This is a genomic window from Colwellia sp. 12G3 (genome assembly GCF_002836775.1).
Classification (GTDB): domain Bacteria; phylum Pseudomonadota; class Gammaproteobacteria; order Enterobacterales; family Alteromonadaceae; genus Colwellia.
In genome coordinates this window covers 142868-165897 of record NZ_PJAQ01000054.1, presented here as the reverse complement: position 1 = coordinate 165897, position 23030 = coordinate 142868, and the positions used below count along the sequence as shown (strand labels likewise).

The 23030-nt window shown below is 40.1% G+C and carries 16 protein-coding genes; 3 read left to right on the top strand and 13 right to left on the bottom strand.

Features of this window, described 5'->3' with window-relative positions; genetic code table 11:
* Positions 1-34: 34 nt before the first annotated feature.
* From CXF71_RS12545 to CXF71_RS12490, 12 genes are all read right to left on the bottom strand, one after another.
* A complete protein-coding gene (locus tag CXF71_RS12545) occupies positions 35-799 on the bottom strand; it encodes a DeoR/GlpR family DNA-binding transcription regulator (RefSeq protein WP_101233288.1) in 765 nt (254 codons plus the stop codon).
* 210 nt (positions 800-1009) lie between these two features.
* Positions 1010-2383 carry a bifunctional UDP-N-acetylglucosamine diphosphorylase/glucosamine-1-phosphate N-acetyltransferase GlmU gene (gene glmU / locus CXF71_RS12540; protein ID WP_101233287.1) on the bottom strand — a complete coding sequence of 458 codons (1374 nt, stop codon included), beginning with the start codon at positions 2381-2383 and terminating at the stop codon, positions 1010-1012.
* A gap of 99 nt (positions 2384-2482) precedes the next feature.
* On the bottom strand, positions 2483-5200 hold the full coding sequence (locus CXF71_RS12535) for a nitrate reductase (RefSeq protein WP_101233286.1): 2718 nt from the start codon (positions 5198-5200) through the stop codon (positions 2483-2485).
* A gap of 86 nt (positions 5201-5286) precedes the next feature.
* Complete coding sequence (gene nirD / locus CXF71_RS12530) at positions 5287-5643, bottom strand: nitrite reductase small subunit NirD (RefSeq protein WP_101233285.1); 357 nt, start codon at positions 5641-5643, stop codon at positions 5287-5289.
* Between the two features lie 15 nt (positions 5644-5658).
* Entirely contained in the window at positions 5659-8244 is a 2586-nt protein-coding gene (gene nirB / locus CXF71_RS12525) for a nitrite reductase large subunit NirB (RefSeq protein WP_101233284.1), read from the bottom strand.
* A 454-nt stretch (positions 8245-8698) separates the two neighbouring features.
* Complete coding sequence (locus CXF71_RS12520) at positions 8699-10528, bottom strand: bifunctional protein-serine/threonine kinase/phosphatase (protein WP_101233283.1); 1830 nt, start codon at positions 10526-10528, stop codon at positions 8699-8701.
* A gap of 52 nt (positions 10529-10580) precedes the next feature.
* Positions 10581-12062, bottom strand: a complete 1482-nt coding sequence (locus tag CXF71_RS12515; RefSeq protein WP_101233282.1) for a NarK family nitrate/nitrite MFS transporter — start codon at positions 12060-12062, stop codon at positions 10581-10583.
* 478 nt (positions 12063-12540) lie between these two features.
* The gene (locus CXF71_RS12510) at positions 12541-13290 is read right to left on the bottom strand and encodes an MBL fold metallo-hydrolase (RefSeq protein ID WP_101233281.1); all 750 of its coding nucleotides are present in this window, start codon (positions 13288-13290) and stop codon (positions 12541-12543) included.
* A 302-nt stretch (positions 13291-13592) separates the two neighbouring features.
* Complete coding sequence (locus CXF71_RS12505; protein ID WP_101233280.1) at positions 13593-14204, bottom strand: chemotaxis protein; 612 nt, start codon at positions 14202-14204, stop codon at positions 13593-13595.
* Between the two features lie 142 nt (positions 14205-14346).
* Entirely contained in the window at positions 14347-14787 is a 441-nt protein-coding gene (locus CXF71_RS12500) for a hypothetical protein (protein WP_101233279.1), read from the bottom strand.
* Positions 14788-14962: 175 nt separating this feature from the next.
* Positions 14963-16699, bottom strand: a complete 1737-nt coding sequence (locus CXF71_RS12495) for a sodium:solute symporter family protein (protein WP_101233278.1) — start codon at positions 16697-16699, stop codon at positions 14963-14965.
* A 3-nt stretch (positions 16700-16702) separates the two neighbouring features.
* Entirely contained in the window at positions 16703-16954 is a 252-nt protein-coding gene (locus CXF71_RS12490; protein WP_101230021.1) for a DUF4212 domain-containing protein, read from the bottom strand.
* 738 nt (positions 16955-17692) lie between these two features.
* Between CXF71_RS12490 and CXF71_RS12485 the strand changes: the two genes are divergently transcribed.
* Both CXF71_RS12485 and CXF71_RS12480 read left to right on the top strand, forming a co-directional pair.
* Positions 17693-19567 carry a putative nucleotidyltransferase substrate binding domain-containing protein gene (locus CXF71_RS12485; RefSeq protein ID WP_101233277.1) on the top strand — a complete coding sequence of 625 codons (1875 nt, stop codon included), beginning with the start codon at positions 17693-17695 and terminating at the stop codon, positions 19565-19567.
* Positions 19567-20283, top strand: a complete 717-nt coding sequence (locus tag CXF71_RS12480; protein WP_101233276.1) for an exonuclease domain-containing protein — start codon at positions 19567-19569, stop codon at positions 20281-20283. The genes CXF71_RS12485 and CXF71_RS12480 overlap by 1 nt, the downstream gene beginning before the upstream one ends.
* 374 nt (positions 20284-20657) lie before the next feature.
* Here CXF71_RS12480 and CXF71_RS12475 read toward each other — a convergent pair whose 3' ends face one another.
* Positions 20658-21269 (bottom strand): PEP-CTERM sorting domain-containing protein, encoded by a 612-nt coding sequence (locus CXF71_RS12475; protein WP_101233275.1) that lies wholly within the window; start codon positions 21267-21269, stop codon positions 20658-20660.
* Between the two features lie 280 nt (positions 21270-21549).
* On the opposite strand from CXF71_RS12475, the gene CXF71_RS12470 reads away from it, so the two are divergent.
* A complete protein-coding gene (locus CXF71_RS12470) occupies positions 21550-22911 on the top strand; it encodes a leucyl aminopeptidase family protein (RefSeq protein WP_101233274.1) in 1362 nt (453 codons plus the stop codon).
* The last annotated feature ends 119 nt before the right edge of the window (positions 22912-23030 follow it).

The window sequence follows — 23030 nt, the reverse complement described above, 5'->3', positions numbered from 1 at the left end:
GGTTAACGTTATTAGCTGTAGTAACTTAGCTAAGTTAACCTTTGGCGATTATTAATTTTACGCCTTGCTCAGTGAGAGCTGTTCGCATTTCTTCAGAGAGACCGTCATCGGTGATCACTGTATGAATTTGCTCCCAGGTGAGTTCTAAATTTGGGATTTTCTTAGATATTTTATCTGATTCAACCATCACGATAACTTCGCGAGCTACTTCAGCCATTACTCGGCTCAAGCCAATTAATTCATTAAAAGTAGTCGTGCCGCGCTTAATATCGATACCATCAGCACCGATAAATAGTTGGTCAAAATCGTACGACCGTAAAACTTGTTCGGCAACTTGTCCCTGAAAAGCTTCAGAGTTAGCATCCCAAGTTCCACCGGTCATCAATAATGTTGGTTCATTTTCTAATGCGTGAATCTCGTTAGCAATGCTAAGTGCATTGGTCATGACCACTAAGCCTTTTTTATTGGCTAATTCACTGACTAAAGCAGAGGTGGTTTGACCGCTATCAATGATAATGCGGTTATGATCACGAATAAGCATCGCTGCTTTTTTCGCAATGAGTAGTTTTTGTTGCGACAGAGGATCTGCTTTTGTTTCAGTAATTTCACTTGGCAAAGCCACCGCGCCACCATAACGTCTTAGCAACAAGCCACTGTTTTCTAGTGCAGCAAGATCTTTTCTGATGGTAACTTCTGACGTATCAAATTGCTTGGCTAAGCTATCTACGCTCACTTCGCCCTGGGCATTTAAGTCGGCAATTATATTATGACGACGTTGTTGAGTATTTCTTTTCGACATGGGATTTAATGGTTAACTTATATAATTAATTTATTGCGAAAAGTTTCGAACTACTTAACTTAGTTTCGCTATTGGTCGTATTATGTTTCATACCGAAAGATAATGCAATTTTTAGTTATAACTTATCTAACAAATAATGCTCGAATTTTAGACATAAAAAAAACGCTATAAAAATAGCGTCTTTAATAAGGGACTTAGTTTTTCAGATAATTAACTCTTTTTTACTGGACGCTGCCAGCCAGCAACATTACGTTGTTTAGCGCGACCAAGTCCTAAATCACTGTCTTCTACTTGTTTAGTTATCACTGAGCCTGCACCAATTGTCGCAGATTTACCAATAGACACTGGCGCTACCAATGAACTATTAGAACCAATAAAGGCATTATCACCAATTACGGTTGTTGATTTATTTACACCATCGTAATTACAGGTAATTGTTCCCGCACCAATATTTACCTTAGTGCCAATTTCTGCATTACCAAGGTAGCTTAAGTGCCCTGCTTTACTACCAGCACCTAAGGTGGTGTTTTTCATTTCAACAAAGTTACCGATATGCGAATCTTTTTTCATTACCGTGCCCGGACGAATACGAGCAAAAGGACCAACAGAGCAATCGGCTTCAATAATGGCATCTTCAATAATACTGTTAGCTTTAATTTCAACATTTTCGCCAATAGTACTATTGATAATAATACAGTTCGCACCAACGAGTACGTTATCAGCCAGTGTTACCTTACCTTCAAAAATACAGTTCACATCAATGCTCACTTCAGTGCCTGTGGTTAAGTTACCACGAACATCAATACGTGCCGGATCACGTAAACTAGCGCCAGCAATCATTAGTTCTTCAGCAACACGGGCTTGAAAAGCACGTTCTAGCGCAGCGAGTTGTACACGGTTATTAGCGCCCTCGACTTCCACTTCAGTGTCAGGGTGTGCGGTAGCAATAACTTTACCTTCCCCATGAGCGGAAGCGATAATATCGGTAAGGTAATATTCGCCTTGAGCATTATCACTTGATAGGTTACTTAACCAACGTTTTAAATCGCCGCCATTAGCTAATAAAATACCGGTATTCGCTTCATTAATTTTAAGTTGCTCTTCACTGGCATCTTTTTGTTCAATAATACCAACGACTTGTTGTTGTCCGGCAATTTCTTCACGAACAATACGGCCGTAGCCCATTGGGTTAGCTAAGTTTACCGTTAATAGCGCCATGCCATTTTCTGGTTTAACCGCTAATAAACGCTCTAGCGTAGATACTTTAGTTAACGGTACGTCACCATAAAGTACTAATACATTTTCATCATCTTTCAAAAAAGGAGATGCTTGGTCAACCGCATGACCTGTACCTAGCTGTTCTACTTGCTCAACAAACGTTAAATCATCACCTGTAACACGCGCTTTTAATACTTCTCCGCCAAAGCCATAAACCACATAGATATTACTAGCACCAAGTTGGCGAGCACTATCGATAACATGAGCAACCATTGGCTTGTCGGCAATACTATGCAGAACTTTAGGTAAAGAAGAGCGCATGCGAGTACCTTTACCCGCAGCAAGAATAACAACAGAAAGTGACATGATAAATCCATTCATTGAGCATTTTTAAGAGCGCGTATTGTAACCAAGTTTCTACTGACTATGCTAGTACGCTTGATTAATATAGTTACTCTTTATTTGTTAGCTGACCGCTAGATCGGTTATTACGGCAATAGGAGCTGCTTGGTATTGGTTAATTAAGCTGGCTAATTCGGGCTTACAAGACCCACATTTAGTGCCACACTGTAGTTTTTCGCCCAAGGCATCAACACTGCTACAACCTTGCCCTATCGCTTTATTAATGGTTTTTTCACCGACATTAAAACAACTACACACCTGTTTACCTTGATTAAACTCTTCACTTGAAATGCCGAGTAAAAGTGATTGTATTGTGGCAAATGCTAGCGTTTCTGTACTAAAAACGTGTTCAAGCCATGACGGTTCAATTTCAGGCCAGCCACTTGAAAAATAGGCTAAAAAGGCAAGTTTACCTGCTTGTAAACAAACAATATAACACTGTTCTCCTTGTTGAAAGGTTAACCACTCTCCAGATAAACCACTCGTTTTTTGGCTCCACAACAAGGCATCATTCGTTGGTTGATGAAGTGCCACTTGATATACATCACCATAAATGGCGGCACTTTTAACCCAAAAGTCTGCGCTGAGATTCACGTCGCTAGTGGTGTGTACGCTGACATATTGTTGATATATTTTTTTGCTTAAGGCAACAGCGCCTTGCTTACATTCAGCCTGTCCTGAAATAGGATCGACAATACTTTGATACAGAGCGCTAACGTTGCCATGTGAGGCATAGCTTTTGTTCCAATGGATTGGCATAAAACATTCGCCAACGCGTTGTTGATTATCAATTTTCACATGAGTAATCGCCTGCCCTGTCTTTGCGTTAATAGTAATCATATCGTTATCTTGCACGGCTAAGTCTTTGGCATCTTTAGGATGTAAATATAGATAAGGCTTGTCTGTATGTGCGGAAAGTTTACTGGTTTTTCCTGTACGGGTCATGGTGTGCCATTGGTCACGCATTCGACCACTGTTTAGCAGGAAAGGAAACTCTGCTGACGTTCGTTGTATTGGCAACTGTGGGCTAACCGCAATAAACTGTGCCTTAGTTGACTGTGTGTTAAATTTACCTTCAGCATAAACCCGAGCACAGCCTTGCGGGTACTGCTCATTAACAGGCCATTGAATAGGCGCTAACTGATGGTATTCTTGCTCGGTTAGTTGACTTAAACCCGATAAATCAAGCAGTCGTTCACCGTTATTTTCAAAAGCAGTTAATTGGGTGTATTCTTTAAAAACATCGCTAACGTCTTCGAAATCAAAGCCATCAAAGCCCATTGCTTGCGCAACATCGCGAATAATTTGCCAATCATGCTTGGCTTGCCCAGCGGGTGAAACCGCATTGCGCTGACGAGAAATTCGTCGCTCTGAATTGGTGACCGTGCCATTTTTTTCCAACCATGGTGTCGCCGGTAATTTTACATCGGCAAAAGCCAAGGTATCGTTTTGCTCAACACAATCTGACACAACTACTAGCTCACACTTTTTCAGGGCTGCGGTGATTTTATCGCGATCAGGTAAACTAACCACAGGGTTGGTTGCCATTATCCATACCGCTTTAATTTCACCACTCGCTATTTTATCAAACAGTTCAACGGCCTTCGCGCCTTGTTTGCTTGCCATAGTGGGTGATTGCCAAAAGCGCTGTACTTTGTCTTGGTGTATAGGGTTATCAATATCCAAATGAGCGGCAAGTTGATTGGCTAAACCGCCCACTTCTCTACCACCCATGGCATTGGGTTGCCCTGTGATTGAAAAAGGTCCACAACCCGCTTTGGCTATTTTTCCGCTGGCTAAATGACAGTTAATAATACTTTGGCATTTATCAACACCAGAAGACGATTGATTGATACCCATAGAATAAAAGGTAACAGCACTTTTGCTTTGACAGAACAATTGATAAACAGCCGTTAGCTCTGCAACGCTCACTTGGCAATACTCAGCCACATTAGCGATTGACCAAATGGCCGCCTCTTTTAGGGTCTCTTCAAAACCCTCGGTGAACTCGTCTATATAATCCGCATCTAAACCGCCATTTTCAGCTAAATAATTCAAAAGACCATTAAAAAATGCCCCATCAGTGCCCGCCTTTAGTTGCACAAAATTATCGGCTAATTCACAGGTGGCGGTTTTTCTTGGATCAATGACTACGACTTTCATCAACGGATTGATTTTTTTAGCGCGCTCAATACGTTGATACAAAACAGGATGTGTCCACGCAGCGTTAGAGCCAGTAAGTAATAGCAGTTCAGTTTGTTCAAGGTCTTCATAAGTACAAGGCACTACATCTTCGCCAAACGCGCGCTTATATGCAGATACCGCTGACGACATACAGAGTCTGGAGTTAGTATCAATATTGCCCGAGCCGATATAACCTTTCATCAATTTATTGGCCAAGTAATAATCTTCAGTCAATAACTGGCCTGACACATAAAAAGCCACGGCGTCTTTACCGTGCTTTTTAATAATATCACTGAACTTATTTGCAACATGGTCTGTCGCTTGTTGCCAGCTCACTTGCTCGCCTGAAATCTCTGGCACTAATAAACGATTAGTTAAATCAATAGTATTAAGTAAGTTACTGCCTTTAACGCACAATCTGCCATAATTTGCCGGATGATCTACTGAGCCAACTAATGACATTGCTTTGCCATCTGCTACGCCAATATCAATCCCGCAACCAACGCCACAGTATGCGCAAGTACTTTGGATAAGTGACGGTGTACTTTCTGTCACAGCGGGTAAAACGTGCGCTGAAGCAGGTATTAATCTGCTCATACTGAACTCCTCAAACAAGGTTTAACCTATCTATCAAACAACTGACTAAATAAGCGTATTTATCGAACGAATAACTTAGGTACAAGTTAATAAAACACTTGTACTTGTTCGTTTTCAATACGAATAGGATAAACCGCAATGCGGTGTTCTTCTTGTAAACATTGACCTGTTTTTAACGAGAAATGCTGTTTGTATAAGGGTGAAGCCACCACTGGTTCATCGTCAATAGAACCAACAATGCCACGATAAAGCACGTTGGCTTTACCGATAGGGTCGTAGTTTCCTACGGCATATATTTTTTCTTCGCTGTTAGGTAAATGAAAAATAGCAATTTGTTCTTCGTTACCTGCTTCGTTAGCAAGTAATGCGCTAATACCTGAATCTTTAACTAAGTCTGCTGATCCGCAGATAGTACGCCATAATTTATCAATTGTTGTAGTCATGTTGTTATGCTCCTATTAAGCTTCTTCAGCTACTGCATCAGCAGTTTCAATCTCGTTTTCCATAGTATCGATCAGGGTTACGGCAATTTTTTCTGCGCCACGTGCAGGTCGAATTTGCTCGCGCTCAGTAACAAACTGGATATTACTATCACCTTTATCTGAGTTAACAAAAGGTTGAAAACGCTTCAAGGCTTCTGGATCTTCTATCGTTGTTTTCCATTCACATTGATAAGTACCAACAATAGCTTCCATTTGCGCTTCGAGCACATCGTTAATGCCTAAGCTGTCTTTCATGATAACGTCTTGTAAGTAAGCTAAACCGCCCTCTAAGTTATCCATCCAAACTGAAGTACGCTGTAATCTGTCACCCGTTTGTACGTAGAACATCAAAATACGATCAACATATTTTACTAAGGTGTCATCATCTAAATCGGTGGCAAATAAATCACCGTGACGTGGTTTCATGCCGCCGTTACCGCCGACAAAAAGGTTCCAACCATTTTCTGTGGCGATAATGCCGATATCTTTACCCTGCGCTTCAGCACATTCACGGGTACAACCTGAAACACCAAATTTAATTTTATGTGGTGCACGTAATCCTTTGTATCTGTGTTCTAAATCGATTGCCATGGTCATGCTATCTTGCACGCCGTAACGACACCAAGTAGAGCCCACACAGGATTTAACTGTACGTAATGATTTACCGTAGGCGTGGCCTGTTTCAAAACCAGCATCCACTAACTCTTTCCAAATGGGTGGTAGCTGTTCTACTCGTGCGCCGAATAAATCAACTCGTGCGCCACCGGTAATTTTGGTATATAAGTTATATTTTTTAGCAACTTCACCAAGTACGATCAATTTATCTGGGGTAATTTCACCACCGGCAATGCGCGGCACCACTGAATAAGTACCATCTTTTTGCATGTTGCCTAGGTAAGTATCGTTGGTATCTTGTAGTGATAAATGAGGTTTTTTAAGAATGTAATCATTCCATACTGAAGCGAGTACTGAAGCAGCTACCGGTTTACAAATTTCACAACCTAAACCACGACCATGTGCGGAAAGTAGTTCATCAAAGGTTTTAATTTTTTCAACACTAATAATGTCAAACAATTCACGGCGTGAATAAGCAAAATGTTCACAAATGTCTTTTTTAACTTCAACACCGCGTTTTTCAAATTCGTTATCGGCAACACTCTTAACTAAGGCAGCACAACCACCACAACCAGAGCCCGCTTTAGTGCCGCTTTTCACTTGACCAACATCAACGGCGCCACAATCAATCGCGGCAATAATGTCGCCTTTAGTAACGTTATGACATGAACAAATTGTTGCGGTATCAGGTAAGGCATCAACACCTAGTGTTGGCTTATCAGCTGCCATTGGCAGAATAAGTCCTTCCGGAGATTCAGGTAATTCAATGGCATTAAGCATGTATTGTAATAAGGTATCGTATTCACTGGTATCACCAATTAGCACGGCACCAAGCAAGGCTTTTTTATCAGCTGAAACGACGATCTTTTTATAAACACCTTCAGGTTGGTTTTCGTAGGTGTAGGTTAATGAGCCTTCAGTTTTGCCATGTGCATCCCCAATTGAACCCACTTCTACGCCCATTAGCTTTAACTTCGTGCTCATATCAGCACCGGTAAATTCACCTTCTTCACCACTAATGTGTTTGGCTGCTACTTTAGCCATGGCATAACCTGGCGCCACTAAACCAAAGATAAAGTTATTCCATAAAGCACATTCACCTATCGCGTAAATGTTTGCATCTGACGTTTGACATTGGTTGTTAACAACAATACCGCCGCGTTCGCCCATTGCTAGGTCAAATTCACGGGCAAGGTTGTCGTACGGGCGAATACCCGCGGAGAATAAAATTAAATCTGTTTCTAATTCTGTGTCATCACTAAAACATAATTTATAACGGCTAGTATTACCTTTTTCGATTACGCTCGTTGCTTTAGAGGTATGAACTTGTACACCTAAGTCTTCAATTTTTTGTCTTAATAAACGACCACCGCCGCCATCGATTTGCACGCCCATTAATTGTGGGGCAAATTCAACAACGTGTGTTTTTAGACCTAGTTGTTTGATAGCGTTTGCCGCTTCAAGACCTAATAAACCACCACCAATAACCACACCGACTTTACTTACTTTAGCGCTGGCGGCGATATCCTCTAAATCATCGATAGTACGATAAACTAAACAATGGTCTTGATCTTTACCTGGAATAGGCGGCACAAACGGATAAGAACCGGTCGCTAGAACAAGCTTGTCATAGTGATATGTTTCACCACTTTGTGTACTAACAAATTTAGCCACTTTATCAATGGCAGTAACTTTGGCATTGGTCTTAAAATTAACGCCCAATTCTTCATAGTGCTCTGGGGTAGTCATCGCTAAATCTTCAGCTGTTTTACCACCAAAATATTCAGACAAGTGAACTCTGTCGTAAGCTAAACGAGACTCTGCCGATAGCACAGTGATGTCGTAATCGGTATTTTGTGCCATTTCTTCAACAAAATGATGGCCAACCATGCCATTACCTACCACAACAACTTTAAACTTTTTTAACAACTGCTTATCTGTACTCATAAGGGCGTAATCCTACTCATAATGCGTGAATGAAATAAAACCAATGAGTAAAGGACACACTCTTTATAAGGTTTTATTCAAGATGCCTTTAGTAGAGCAAGCTGAATGCCAATATTTTTTCCATCATAATAACAATCAGTTACAGCAAACCCACTCTTTAAAAGTGGTATCTTTGCACTAGAGTGAAGACTATTTAGCACTCAGACGGTGCAGTGTCCATCATGCTCATAACCTAACAAATTAATTAAATAATGGGGCTTCCAACTCGAGGTAAAAGTAAATTCTAAGGGGAGGGGTATGAGCTTTCGCTATAATTAACAACAATGTTCTTGATGGTATAAGTGAATAAGTGGCTATAAAACGAAAGCTTATTCCTGTTAAAAGTAGTGCGGCTAACTAAACCTGAAGCAGTTATGGCCCTTAATATATTAATAATCTATACCATCATTATTGGTTAATTAATAAATAAGGCAGATAACCATAATATGAAAAACAGCAGTGTCGCGCCTTGCCAAAATACTATCGGATTACGCTGTAAGAGTGGTTGGCTTTTGTATTCTTCCAATGCTGATGAGGTAGGTTTTCTCAGATCAGCTTTGAATTCAGAATAAGCCTGAAAACGAAATTTAGGGTCAGCTTGGGTTGCTTTGGATAGCACCATATCAAGCCAAAAAGGTAAGTCGCTACGAAATTGCCGAATACTGCGATACTGCCATTGTGAATAGTTATCTAAATGACTCTTTTCGTCATTAATAGCATGACTATGATTATTCATGTCAGCTCTTTGCATCGGTTTGTAAGGCAATTCTCCACACAGCATTTCATAAGCAATAACCCCCAAGGAAAACAAATCACTTTGATGGTCGGCATGTAAAGTCAGTAGTGTTTCTGGCGCGATATAATTCAATGTGCCTTGAGGTACTGTTTCAGTTAACACATCATTATTTTCCGCCAGTGAGGCAATAAGCGCGGTGCCATAATCAATAAGGAACACTTTGCCATAGGCATCAATCATAATGTTGTCAGGCTTTAAATCACGATGAATAACCTCTAAGCGCTGAAACGAACGTAAGGCGATAATAATCTGTTCAATAATATCACGCACTTGTGCAAGCTGAGGTTTTGGATTATCAAACATCCATTGCCCTAAAGTTTGCCCATCAATATATTCGCAAATGTGATAAAGAAACTGGCTATTTTCACTGCCGCGTTTTATTTTCATCACATGTGGATTACTGAGTTTTTCGCCTAACCAAGCTTCACGAATAAAACCTTGTAAGTAGTAGCTGTCTTCAGTGAGATTTTGTGAAGGGACTTTAAGTACGCAAGGCTCTTTTTGATCAGGGTGGGTAGCTAAATAGAGGTGCGAACGAACACTGTTATGAATAACTTTACACACTTTATAGCCATCGATTTTATTGCCCACAGCCAAAGCAGGTGGGATGACTTTATTGAGTAACTCTCGCTCAATCTCGATTAATGCTCTGTTAGGTGTGGCGCCAATTTGTACTAATAAGCAGCTGACATTATCTTTGCTACCATTAGTTATGGCTAACTCAGTCAAGGACTTGGACATTTTCTCTAAGTCTTGGCTAGTCGATTCCTTAGAGATGTTATTGAGCTGCCCCTTCAATTGTTGGGTAGGTATATAGTCATGCACTCCATCGCAGGTTAATACAAAAACATCACCTGCTTGAACGGCAACTTGTTGCACATCAACCTGTAAGCGGTGATCAGAACCTAAAGCCCGAGTTAATACACTATGAGATGGCCCCTGCTTTTGTTGATGGTCAGTCGTAATTGCCTCGAGTGAACTATGTCTATATAGGCTAATTCGAGTATCGCCGACATGAAAAATGTAAGCGGTTGAGGATTTGATGATCAACGCTGAAAACGTTGTTAACCATTGAAGCGAATAACCTGATTTGTTATCAACTTGTGCATTAAGCCACTGGTTTAAACTCGATAGCACTTTACTGGCAGACTTTTGGGTCGACCAAGTTGCCGGCGTTGCATAATAGTCTCCAATAAATTGTGTAACCGATATTTGAGCGGCTTCTGCCGCCTTAGTGGCACTAGAAACACCGTCCGCAATTACAGCAACAACACCTTTGGCGGTTAGCTCTGCGGGATTAGGCACTAAAGAAGCAAAAGCATCTTGATTGTCTGCCTTAATACCCGCACTGCTGTAACCACCCAAAGAGACCTCTAACTTAGTTTGAGTTGTTTGAGTTGTTTGAGTTGTTTGAGCAGTTTTTACGCGTGCTGTGCTGTCTATTGTCATTACTTTCTCATGGTAGTGTTGCTCATGTTAGTGATAAGCGGATCCGACTTAACTAACTAACTTGAATTAATTCTACTGTGCCATCTTCACGAATCTCAGTCATTGAACCCTTTGGCTCTTTCATAAAGAGTAACGTGATAAAACCAACGACAGCAGTCGCTGCAATCACTAAGAAGAAGTCTTGGTAGCTCACCATAGATAATACAGTGAGATAAACAACTGCACCAACATTACCATAAGCACCAGTCATACCCGCTATCTGTCCTGTTAATCGACGTTTAATTAAAGGTACTGCCGCAAATACTGCCCCTTCACCAGCCTGAACAAAGAACGAACATGCCATTGCCGTAACAACAGCCAAGACCAGTGGCCAAGTACTGTCAATAAGTGACATAGCCAAATAACCTACCGCTAAACCAGCCGTTAAGATGAGTAAGGTTTTTTTACGGCCAAACTTATCACTTAACCAACCGCCGCCCGGACGAGACATTAGATTCATAAAAGCATACAAAGAAGCGAGTAAACCTGCATAAACCATATCTAAGCTAAAGGTTTCAGCAAAGAATAAAGGCAACATAGAAACAACCGCCAATTCAGAACCAAACGTCGCAAAATATAAAATATTTAGTACCGCAACTTGTTTAAATTCATAGCGGTGCATCTCAGGGACTTCTTCGCTAAATAAGTGTCCGTTAATTTGAAAGGTTTTTCTTACTTCAACAATAAAGAGTGCAACTAAACCGACATAGGCAGCAATGGCCATATTACTTGAAAGTAAACTAACGCCTTCTGGAGAAAGTTTCCAAGTCAGTAACGCTAATGCGCCGTACATAGGTAACTTCATGATTAATAGTAAATAAAAATCACCAACACTGGTTACTTCCATCGCGCCTGTTTGTTTAGGCTTGAAGTAGGTCGCTCCCTTAGGTGTGTCAGTAACATTGGCATACCAAATGAAACTAAAAATTAAACTTAGTAAACCAGTAAGAGCAACTGAATAACGCCACGCTTCTTCTACCCCGAAAGCATCGCCAATAAAAAGGGCCAACATAGGTAAAGACATCGCTGCAGCGGCAGAGCCAAAGTTACCCCAACCACCATAAAGACCTTCAGCAGTGCCTAATTCATGTGCAGGAAACCACTCACTTACCATACGAATACCAATCACAAAACCAGCACCGATAAAACCAAGTAAAAATCGAGATATTGCTGCTTGTTCAAAATTTTGTGCTAAAGCAAACATAAAACAAGGCACACTACAGACCGCAAGTAACACAGCAAAAGTTAATCTAGGCCCATATTTATCGGTTAACATGCCAATAATGACACGTGCAGGTATGGTCAACGCGACATTTAAAATCAGTAATGTTTTAATTTCACTGCTGCTAAGGCCTAAACTATCGGCAATGACGGCAAGTAATGGTGCATGGTTAAACCACACCATGAAGGTAATGAAAAATGCCATCCAACTTAAATGGAGTATTTTCATTTTCCCTGTAAATGACCACAACTTTATGCCAACTTGATTACTCATTATTTTACCCTATAAAATGTATATAACTTTATAGAGCAAACTCAATGCCAGTGACTGATATTATTTTATAAAACTTAAATATCAATTAGATACGATAGTTAGCACTAAGCATTCAAGAAGAGAAATGCACTATTTATGGGGGCGACGCACCTAGGCAGTGCAGTGATATCAGCGGAGAAAAGCAGGTGAACGAGCCATTTTAGGGTGATGACTCAGCTTGATGTAATAGCTTTTTGTGCTACATGTATTGAATAGATGGTTGAATAGATGGTGAATAGATTGCAATATTCGATAAATTACGGCATTAAACGCTCAGAAGCTACCTCCATGTAGCTTCTTAGAGAATGCAGGAGCATATTCTCCTGAACAACCATTCTCTTCAATCAATGCCTTGCCTAAAGGCGTTTATAATTCCAGTTGAATCCTGCATCTTCAAGTGGAACGGGTATACATAGGTATGCGTTACCGCGACAGCATATTAAGCCTCGGTGGAAGCCTTACTAATGATGCCGACTTCAAGTGCCTCAAACCAATCTAAAAAGCGCTTAACATTGTCACCTTTAAATATTCTGCCGTGTTGTGGGCACATCATCTCTATATCTAGCTTACGTACACGTCTAACCCAATCATTTTTCGCCTCATTTGATGGCATCCAACGTTGGTGGAACATTTTCATCTTGCCAATATGTTCATCAAAGTCTTCAACAAATAGCGGCGCTTCAACACTTTCCAATGCAGCGCCAATGTCACCGGACATCAATATTTTTGCTTCGCCATCATAAACATTAAAATTGCCCGAAGAATGCAAATAATGCGCAGGGATAAAATCTAAGCTAACTTGATCTATTTTTAATGTACTACCTTCATCGGGTATGGCTGAATAGCTAATATTATGCATGCCAAAATGTCTTATAAAACTCTCCCATATCCAAGGAGAATGCAATGTTGCCGACGGTAATGCTTGGTCCCACAATCCCAGAGAAGAAATGATGTCCGGGTCTTGGTGTGATGCAAAAAGATGGGTTATTTTATCTGCGGGTAATTGTTTAATAACAGCGGCAAGCATTGACGAAAAAAGTTCAATGCCGCCAGGGTCCATTAATAAAGCATTCTTATGGGTAATGACTATATATTGGTTGGTATCAATAATTTCATCGGGTTTCTCATCATCACGACCAAACATTAACCAAGTATGTGATTTGCTCTCAAAAAGCTTATGCGTTTTCATCTATCTTCCTTGTGATATTATTTTTATAGCTATGATTATACCAAGTTGATTAAGTTCTTTCCCACTCAGCGAGAATTAAAAGGCTTAGAGGCAAGGCATTGATTGAAGAGAATGGTTATTCCCTTATCAAAATCAATAACGCAGCATGTAAACCTTTTAAACTCGCCCTCTGGGAGCTTTCTCGATGTTCACTAACATCGTTAAGTTTATTTGATTTAGAATGACTAAACCGAAACAAATTTGCCTTGTTATTGAACATCAAGCAGAGCTCTGAGTTGGGAAGAAATTTAATCAAATTGGTATTAGTATTCTTCTAGGGTAGAAACCATTTGCTGCGAGTAGTTAATATGCTCTTTAATTTTACTGGCGGCACCTTCAACATTATCAGCAACATTAATCAGTGCATCTTGATATTCTATGCCTGCCTGTGACGCTTCTACTCGAGATAAAGTCGCTAAAATCACCGCGTTACGTAGCTCATTACTGAGCATTATAAGTTCTTCACTCAGACGATCAATTTGCCTTTTATAGCTTTTTTCAAGTTGCGCTTGTTTAGCTTGGCAACGTTGATATACCTGATCTAAGCTACCAATGAATTGAGAGTCTTTTGCCTTGATAAAGACAATATTAAAATGCTCTATGGCAGAATCAGCGCGAACTTTATCTGCTGAAGTTTGACTTAATGTCGCTGCCAATTGATTTATACTGCGGGAAGATTTAATCGTTAATTCAGCCAAACGATCAATAAAGTCAGTCAGTGGCCGAAAACCAGCGGCTCGCTCACCGGCGCGTAATGCGACAGCTCGAGCGTTACTGGCAGTTAAGGAGAGTTGTTGGGCAATGCCCGTCGCTTGATCAAGCTTTGCAGCAATTTCTGCGACACAAACAAAGTAATTATTTGAAAATTCGGTCATTTTTATTGTTATCTTACCAACGGTCTATTAACTATAGACACAGATAACAAGGCATGTAGATTGATTTATTGATCTAAATCAAGATTTTAGCGGACAGTTCATTTCCTGACGATTACGCTTTCAAATAATACAGATAACGAGGTTACTGCACTGTTTGCGTGTAAAATTCGCCAATGTATTGGCCACCTTTAATTTTTACAATTAAACGTAGTTTATAGCTATCACCTTTATTCGCCAGTAAACCACTTAGCGGTGTATTGCTACGCCAATAATATGGGCTCTTTTTCATGCCTAAAGGATACGGTGTCATCTTGTCACTTTTATTGACTAAAAATAGCGTCGCACTATCTAATGGAAAAGTTGAATTAACTTCGGTAACACCAGCCTCGTCAGAAACATTTATTTTAAATTCACCTGAGATAAGTACGCAACTTTTATTGGCAATATCACAATGCCCTTCGGGTACTAGTTGCACTATTTTATCTTGAGAAGCTTCATTCTCTTCATAGAGATCGGCACCAATAAAACCAACAATTGCAAGAATAGGCGCGACCATGAAGGCAAGTTTTATGTGTTTATTCATAAGATTATCTTTTTAGTAGTAAGTTATGTTGGGGCGGTTTATCTTTCATTGCATTAGAACAAATTGCCCTAGAAAAAGAAAGGCTAGGCGACTGTTAAAATGGGTCGTCTAGCCTTTTAGTTTACGTGTTGGTTAAAATAACCATTTCAACTAACACTTTTCTAGTAATAGAGACCTAGTGATCGTGTGCTGCACTAACATCTCCAGGGATACGCATATTTTGTACCATAGCTTGGATATGTGCTGGCGCTGGACCAGTAAACTTAAGTACTACAAACGCTACACCAAAGTTAACTAATGCGCCAACTGAACCAAATGCGTTAGGAGAGATACCAAAGAACCAATCTTTACCCATGTCACCTAGGAATGAAGTACCTGGGATAAACATAATACCTTTGTGTTGGAACACGTATAACATTGTTACACCGATACCTGCAACCATACCTGATATTGCTGCTGTACCACTCATCTTCTTAGAGAAGATACCCATCATTAATGCTGGGAAGATACTTGATGCCGCTAAACCAAAGGCTAGCGCAACAGTACCTGCGGCAAAGCCAGGCGGATTTAAACCAAGGTAACCCGATACCAGTATTGCAATGGTCATTACAACACGACCTGCCAACAACTCATTTTTCTCTGACAAGTCTGGTGTTAAGACCCCTTTCATTAAATCATGAGAAATTGAGGACGATATCGCGAGTAATAAACCGGCTGCTGTTGATAGTGCCGCGGCTAAACCACCGGCTGCTACTAACGCGATAACCCAGTTTGGTAAATTCGCAATAGCAGGGTTTGCTAGTACCATAATGTCACGGTCAACTTTAATCATTTCATTCGTTGCTGCATCAGCAGTGTACTGAATTTTACCGTCGCCATTTTTATCTTCATACTTCAATAAGCCAGTTCGTTCCCAATCTTTAAACCATTGTGGACGTTCTGAATACTCAAGGTTTTGACCTGCTGTCGGCTCAATAGTATTCATTAAGTTTAAGCGAGCCATTGCACCAACTGCCGGAGCAACGGTGTAAAGAAGACCAATAAAGACTAACGCATAACCCGCTGAAGCACGTGCTGCTTGTACTGAAGGTACAGTGAAGAAGCGCATAATTACATGAGGAAGACCTGCAGTACCAATCATCAGAGACATGGTATAAGCGAACATATTCAATCCACCACCTAAACTCGCTGTGGTGTACTCTTTAAAGCCTAAGTCAGTAACAACCATATCTAGCTTATCAAGTAAGTAAACACCGCTACCGTCAGCTAATGTACTACCTAAACCTAGCTGTGGAATTGGGTTACCGGTAAGTTGTAATGAGATAAATACCGCTGGAATAGTGTAAGCAAAAATCATTACCACATACTGAGCGATTTGCGTGTAAGTAATACCTTTCATACCACCTAGTACAGCGTATACCCAAACAACGAACATGCCGATGCCTAAGCCTAAACCGTAATCAACTTCTAAGAAGCGAGAGAAAGCAACACCCACACCTTTCATTTGACCGATGATGTAAGTTAGTGAGGCAATGATTAAACAAGCTACCGCAACAATACGGGCAGTTTTTGAATAATAACGATCGAAGATAAACTCAGGTACAGTGAACTTACCGTGTTTACGCATATAAGGTGCTAATAGCATTGCCAATAATACATAACCACCGGTCCAACCCATCAAGAAGACTGAGCCACCATAACCCATGAAGGCAATCATACCTGCCATTGAAATGAATGACGCGGCACTCATCCAATCGGCACCAATTGCCATACCGTTTTGTAATGGGGTAATGCCGCCGCCCGCTACGTAGAAATCACTGGTAGAACCCGCACGAGCCCACCAAGCAATGGCGAAGTATAAAGCGAACGTGCCAAATACTGCGATGTAAGTATATAGTTTTAGCTCTTCCATCTCTTAGCTCTCCGCGTGATATTTTTTATCAAGCTTGTTCATTTTGGCACCATACCAAAAGATCAAACCTAAAAATGAATAAATTGAACCTTGCTGTGCAAACCAAAAACCAAGTTTGTACCCACCTAGACGAAATTCATTTAGCGGCTCTACCAAAAGTAAACCTAAACCAAATGAAACAACAAACCAGATTGCAAGACAGATAAAGATCAAGCGTAGATTTTCTTGCCAGTATGCTTCTTTATTTTCTTCCACAATAGTCTCCTAGCGACATAGCGTTTTTTAGCGATTAATTTTTTTATTTCGCTTTATTACGCCTTTCTTAAAAAAGAGTTAGTAATAATTTATGAACATTGCAGTAAAAGGAATACCCAAGTTACCTCGATATTCTGGATTCAGCGAGAATTTAAAGGCTTATATGTAAGGCATTAATTGCAGATAATGGTTATTCCCTTATCAAAATTAATAACGCAACATATAAGCCTTTAAAACTCGCCCAATGGGGCTACTGAGCAAATCATCTTCTTCGTTACATTCTTTTTTAAGGGAATAACCATTAATAAAAAAATGAGCCTTGAATATGAATCGCTCTGTTGTCCTGAAGCAAGAATCACGAGGCAGCTTGGGTATAAATATAGATTTCTGTCAAAACTTACCGGAAAGGGTAATAGTGGCAAAAATCCATATTCAACTTTTAACTGTTAATTAATTTAACAAGCTTTGTTTTGGCGGGATATTAGCCTTTAGTCTAGATTACCAAAAAAGCCGGTAACACCGATAAAACCTGAGTAATTAGTCTAATTAAAGCTGCGCTAATAAGGCGGGGAAAACGGGGGTCATGCTTCATTAATAAATAACATTAATTGTTATAAACAGTGATTGATAATCTATATCAAACTTTAGTCTAGGTTTAGGGAATAAGGCTTGTCTATACGACAACAAAACCCTAAATTAGGGTATTAACTTGCACACTAATGCCTGAGAGGTAAAAGCATGGACACCGAACTTTCAGAAATCAGCAGCTTTATTTATAGTATCCCGCCATTCGATAGCTTGCCCAAGCAAGTGTTAGCGCACTTAGTTCGTGAATTAAGCATCAATTATGTAAGAAAGGATGACTATTTACCGCCTAAAGGCATTAACGAGCCAAGATTATACATATTACGAAAAGGGGCTATCAGCTGTCTTTCACCTAATGGTGAGCTCGTTAGTCGCTTGGGTGAAGGTGACTTATGCGATGCCTTTTATCACGCAGGGACAGAAGCGTTAAATAGCAGTAAAACAACCAATGCTAACCAGCTACAAGTGCATACCGATGAAGACTGTTTAATCTATAGTGTCGAGGCCAGTGTATTGCATGATATCGGTGAGCGTTTTCCCAGTATCAGTGATTATTTCAGCCAAAATTCAGCACAGCGATTGAAAACTAAGATGACTCGAGTGAATGAAGAGGCCATTTTATCTTCCACTTTGATGAATACTTCAGTCAGTAACTTCTACCATACCCCAGTCGCCTCTATTAATGCTGAAAAAACGATTCAACAAGCTGCAATACAAATGAATGAAGAAGGTTACTCTTGTTTAGTGGTGATCGAGCATGATAATCCGGTTGGCATTGTCACTGATAAAGATATTCGTCGCCGCTGCGTTGCTATGGGGTTAGCGACCAGTAACGCCATTAGTGAGATTATGACGCGCGACATGTGTAGCATTGATGTAAAAAGCAACGCCTATGATGCTTTAATGAAGATGACAGCTAAGCATATCCATCACCTTCCTGTCACCAAACATGGTCAGCTTGTTGGTATGGTTACCGTCACTGATTTAATCAATAATGAAGGCCATAATGCCATTAACTTATCGAGCATTATCCACAAAGCTAGCTCGCTCACTGAGCTTAAAGAAATCAGCCAGTTTATCCCTAAACTACAGATCCGTTTGGCCAAATTAGGTAGTAGTGCCGATCATGTAGGTAAAAGTATTAGCGCCATTACCATGGCATTTACCAAACGCTTAATTGAAATGGCTGAATACAAGTATGGTCAAGCCCCCGTGCCTTATGCTTGGCTTGCTGCTGGTTCCCAAGCGAGACAAGAGCAGTTAGCTCATTCTGATCAAGATAATGCCATTATTATCTGTGATTCTATGAAGCCCTATGATGATGCTTGGTTTGAAAGTCTCGCCACTTTTGTCTGCGATGGTTTAGCTGAATGCGGCTTTATCTATTGTCCAGGCGATATTATGGCGACCAATCCTAAGTGGCGACAACCTCAAAGAATCTGGCATAATTATTTTTCTGCTTGGGTGGAAACACCGAGTCCGAAAGCCTTGTTAAATAGTAGCATCTTCTTTGATTTAGAGACCATTTATGGTGATGTCTCTTTACTTAACGACGTAAGAAAACAACTGCTGATAAAAACTCAAAAGAGTACGCTATTTATCGCGCACTTATCTAAAAACGCGCTGAATTTACGTCCGCCACTGGGGTTTTTCCGTGATTTTGTTTTAAAACAAAGTGGTAAACACAGAGCCACACTGGATTTAAAACATAATGGCATAGCCCCTGTGGTCGATTTAGCACGAATTTATGCACTTGCTGAAGGTATTAGCGCGGTAAATACCATAGAACGTATTCAACAAGCGGCAGGCACACCTTCACTATCGAGAGAAGCGGCAGATAACTTAATTGATGCCTATGAGTTTTTAGGTATGCTCAGAGTTGATCACCAAGCGAAAGAGTTAGTGCGAGGAGAAAGTCCTGATAACTACCTATCACCTAAAGAGATTTCTAAATTAGAGCGAGAGCATCTTAAAGACGCCTTCAAGGTTATTAAAAGCTTACAAGACGCTAGGCAATCGAGTTACTAATGACCAGTACAACCTTAGCAAATTCATCGACATTTGGCTGGCTGCTTGGTTATGAAGCCAAACGTAAACAGCTATTAAAAAAGGCTCCTGCAGGCGCATTACGTGATTTTTTATCGGTGCCTTTACCTAGTATTGACACCCCCCTTGATAAGGTAGAAATATTAGCTGTTGATTTTGAAACAACGGGCCTTGATGCCAAACAAGATAAGCTACTTAGCGTTGGTTTTATCACGCTTAAAAAACAACATATGTCACTTAAAACGAGCTACCACCAAATTATCAAAACCAAAGCGCAGCTTGAAGAAAGTAATGTCATTATTCACCACATTACCGACAGCCAAAAAGAACAAGGACAAGCATTAGAGATAGTGGTTGAAACGCTACTAAAAGCCTTAGCAGGCAAAGTAATGCTGGTACATTTTGCCCGTATTGAAAAACAATTTTTGACGGAAGCTTGTCTTGAACTTTATGGCATGGCGCCCACTTTTCCGATGATAGACACACTAGCACTTGCTAAGCGCCGTTTAGATAAACGCGATGTTGCCTACGACCCGTCAGAATTACGCCTAACCAATTTACGACGCAAGTTTGAACTGCCTGAACACCATGCTCATAATGCACTAAACGATGCAATTGCTACCGCTGAATTATTTATGGCACAAATGAGCAAAGCCAATAAAAACGGCGAAACCACGTTAAAAGATGTGCTGTTATAGTTAACCTGAACTCTGGATAAGCAGCACTTGCTCAATATTCCCCTTTATCCGATTACCAGCATTAAAACGTTGATAAATAACTCATTATTAATAAACGTTTTGCCTTGATAATCGAATAAATTGAAGCATTGGTATAGTTTATTGCTACTTAATTTTGTAAACTTCTCCCTTAACAACCGTAAGTTGTTGTTCTTAAATTAATATCAAGCACTCATAATCCAGAGTTCAGGTTAGTTAAGTCTTTTATTACAACAATTATTCACCCGGTTGCGGCCTTGTGAATAAAAAAAGCGACTAAGGATAAACCGTTAGTCGCTTTTAAAATTAATTATTCTTCAATAATAAGAGTTATCTCACCCCATTATTCAAGTTTATTATTTTTTTGCTTTTCTTGATAGACGAATACCAGCCAAACCGAGTGCTAACAAACCTAGACTCATTGGCTCTGGAACAGATGTAGAGTCAGAAGAGATATTGAATTGCATATTTGCCATCCAAGTACGCTCAAGACCTGTATAACCATTGTTGCAAAACTGCATGTTGCCACTACAATACTCATAACCATCATATGAAACACTTGGATCAAATGTCGCCGTGCCCGTTGAAGTATTGTATAAATCAGAACCACTTGCCGCAACAAGACGATATTGTGCACCGCTTAATAGGGTAAAATCGGCAATATCAGAAAAACGGAATTGACCTTCAATAGTATCAGAACTTTGCACTGACGTTGACGTCAATAAGCTACCGTCACTTTCTAAATACAAACCAACTTGAATACCACCAGTTGTTATAAAGCCATCTAGGTTATTATCGTATGCGCCAAGTGCTGTAACAGTTAAATCTTGTGAACCGACAGTAAAGATCTCTCCAAACGACCAGTTACCATTGCTATAACCACTGTCCGAAGATAGTGAATAAAGTGGTGTTGCATGAGCAGTTCCCATCAACATGGTACAAGCAATTGCCAAAATAAATTTTTTCATTTTTAATCCTTTTAATAAATAATAATTTGACCTGCCAACCTATAAGCAAAGAACGAGCCAAACACTCAACACCCTGTTTTCACTACTTATTTACTTTTTGTTTACATCTGTAGCTTTTCATGTGTAAATTTTATTGACATCGTTTGTCACTAAAGAATTAATTTTAGCAACGTTAGGTTTAACTTTGCTTTTATGTTACTAATACCAATATGTTCGCTACTGGTTTTCCTCTTTATCTCACTTAAGTTACAATCACCACAGACGCCCCATAAGGAAATTTATGAATAATTTATTGAACGCAGAAAATACCGGTACACCACTAATAATCATTGAAAAAAACACTTATCCAACTTGGCTTGTAAGCCAAGATAAGCAAGCTCAAACGTGGCTATCCAATACGCAGTTTTCAGGTAACGGTTTAGCCCTTATCCCAAATAGCCAAGGCGAGATTAACCAAGCTGTATTTGTCGTTGCTGATGCTAGCGATTTCTTTGCCTGTGGTGACTTAATTAAGCAGTTACCCCAAGGTCAATATTTATTAAATGCAGATGCTAAGCATGTTGAAGCAATTAGCTTTGGTTGGTTAGTTGGCGCTTACCAATATGATAGATATATCAGTAACAAGTCAGATAAAGTATTAGCCAGCTTAGCAATTAACAATGCTGATGCTGTAGAAAGTGCAATTAAATTTGCACAAGCGACTGCCTTAACGCGTGACTTAATCAATACACCTGCTGCCGATATGATGCCGGAAGATATTGCCAAGGCTTCGTTAGCGCTAGCAGAGCAATTTAACGGTGAGGTTAAGCAAATTATTGGTGATGAACTGCTTGTTCATAATTATCCAACCATTCATGCCGTTGGTCGCGCCAGTGTTCATACGCCTCGTTTAGTTGATATAACATGGGGTGATAGTAAGAACCCACAAGTTACTTTAGTCGGTAAGGGCGTTTGTTTTGATAGTGGTGGTTTAGATATGAAACCGGCTGCTGGCATGCGTAACATGAAAAAAGATATGGGCGGTGCGGCGCATGTTTTAGGTTTAGCCCAATTAATTATGGCGCATAACTTACCTATTAATTTACGTGTTTTAATTCCTGCCGTTGAAAACGCAGTCTCAAGCAATGCGCTTCGCCCTGGTGATGTGGTTACTACCCGTAAAGGTCTGACGGTTGAAATTCACAATACCGATGCTGAAGGTCGCTTAGTTTTATGTGATGCCTTAGCAGAAGCTGAAAACGATGAACCTGAACTAATCATAGATTTTGCTACGTTAACAGGTGCTATGCGTGTCGCCTTAGGTACTGAATTACCTGGTTTCTTCTCAAATAATGATCAAGTTGCCACTGATATTACCACTGCAGGTCTTCGCAATAGTGATCCGGTATGGCGTATGCCATTGCATAAGCCTTATGATAACTTGTTCGACAGCACTATCGCCGATATGACCAACTGCCCTACTCAGCCATTTGGTGCCGCTATTTCTGCAGCATTATACTTACAACGTTTTGTTGAAAAAACAGATTGGGTTCATTTTGATGTAATGGCCTTTAATGTGCGTCATTTATCAGGTCGACCATTAGGTGGTGAAGCATTCGGTATTCGTGCAGTATTTGATTACTTAGCAGCTCGATTTAAATAGTTAAGAATATTCATTAAAATCGTCACAGCTAAAACCTAAAAAGCCTGCACTTTTATCTCTGCTAGATAAAATGCAGGTTTTTTTGTATTGAATAATCTTTGCTAGTTATACCTTTCTAT

Excerpts from the sequence above, each read along its gene's own strand:
- CXF71_RS12545 (WP_101233288.1), bottom strand. The coding sequence starts at position 799 with ATGTCGAAAAGAAATACTCAACAACGTCGTCATAATATAATTGCCGAC.
- glmU (WP_101233287.1), bottom strand. The coding sequence starts at position 2,383 with ATGTCACTTTCTGTTGTTATTCTTGCTGCGGGTAAAGGTACTCGCATG.
- CXF71_RS12535 (WP_101233286.1), bottom strand. The coding sequence starts at position 5,200 with ATGAGCAGATTAATACCTGCTTCAGCGCACGTTTTACCCGCTGTGACA.
- nirD (WP_101233285.1), bottom strand. The coding sequence starts at position 5,643 with ATGACTACAACAATTGATAAATTATGGCGTACTATCTGCGGATCAGCA.
- nirB (WP_101233284.1), bottom strand. The coding sequence starts at position 8,244 with ATGAGTACAGATAAGCAGTTGTTAAAAAAGTTTAAAGTTGTTGTGGTA.
- CXF71_RS12520 (WP_101233283.1), bottom strand. The coding sequence starts at position 10,528 with ATGACAATAGACAGCACAGCACGCGTAAAAACTGCTCAAACAACTCAA.
- CXF71_RS12515 (WP_101233282.1), bottom strand. The coding sequence starts at position 12,062 with ATGAGTAATCAAGTTGGCATAAAGTTGTGGTCATTTACAGGGAAAATG.
- CXF71_RS12510 (WP_101233281.1), bottom strand. The coding sequence starts at position 13,290 with ATGAAAACGCATAAGCTTTTTGAGAGCAAATCACATACTTGGTTAATG.
- CXF71_RS12505 (WP_101233280.1), bottom strand. The coding sequence starts at position 14,204 with ATGACCGAATTTTCAAATAATTACTTTGTTTGTGTCGCAGAAATTGCT.
- CXF71_RS12500 (WP_101233279.1), bottom strand. The coding sequence starts at position 14,787 with ATGAATAAACACATAAAACTTGCCTTCATGGTCGCGCCTATTCTTGCA.
- CXF71_RS12495 (WP_101233278.1), bottom strand. The coding sequence starts at position 16,699 with ATGGAAGAGCTAAAACTATATACTTACATCGCAGTATTTGGCACGTTC.
- CXF71_RS12485 (WP_101233277.1), top strand. The coding sequence starts at position 17,693 with ATGGACACCGAACTTTCAGAAATCAGCAGCTTTATTTATAGTATCCCG.
- CXF71_RS12480 (WP_101233276.1), top strand. The coding sequence starts at position 19,567 with ATGACCAGTACAACCTTAGCAAATTCATCGACATTTGGCTGGCTGCTT.
- CXF71_RS12475 (WP_101233275.1), bottom strand. The coding sequence starts at position 21,269 with ATGAAAAAATTTATTTTGGCAATTGCTTGTACCATGTTGATGGGAACT.
- CXF71_RS12470 (WP_101233274.1), top strand. The coding sequence starts at position 21,550 with ATGAATAATTTATTGAACGCAGAAAATACCGGTACACCACTAATAATC.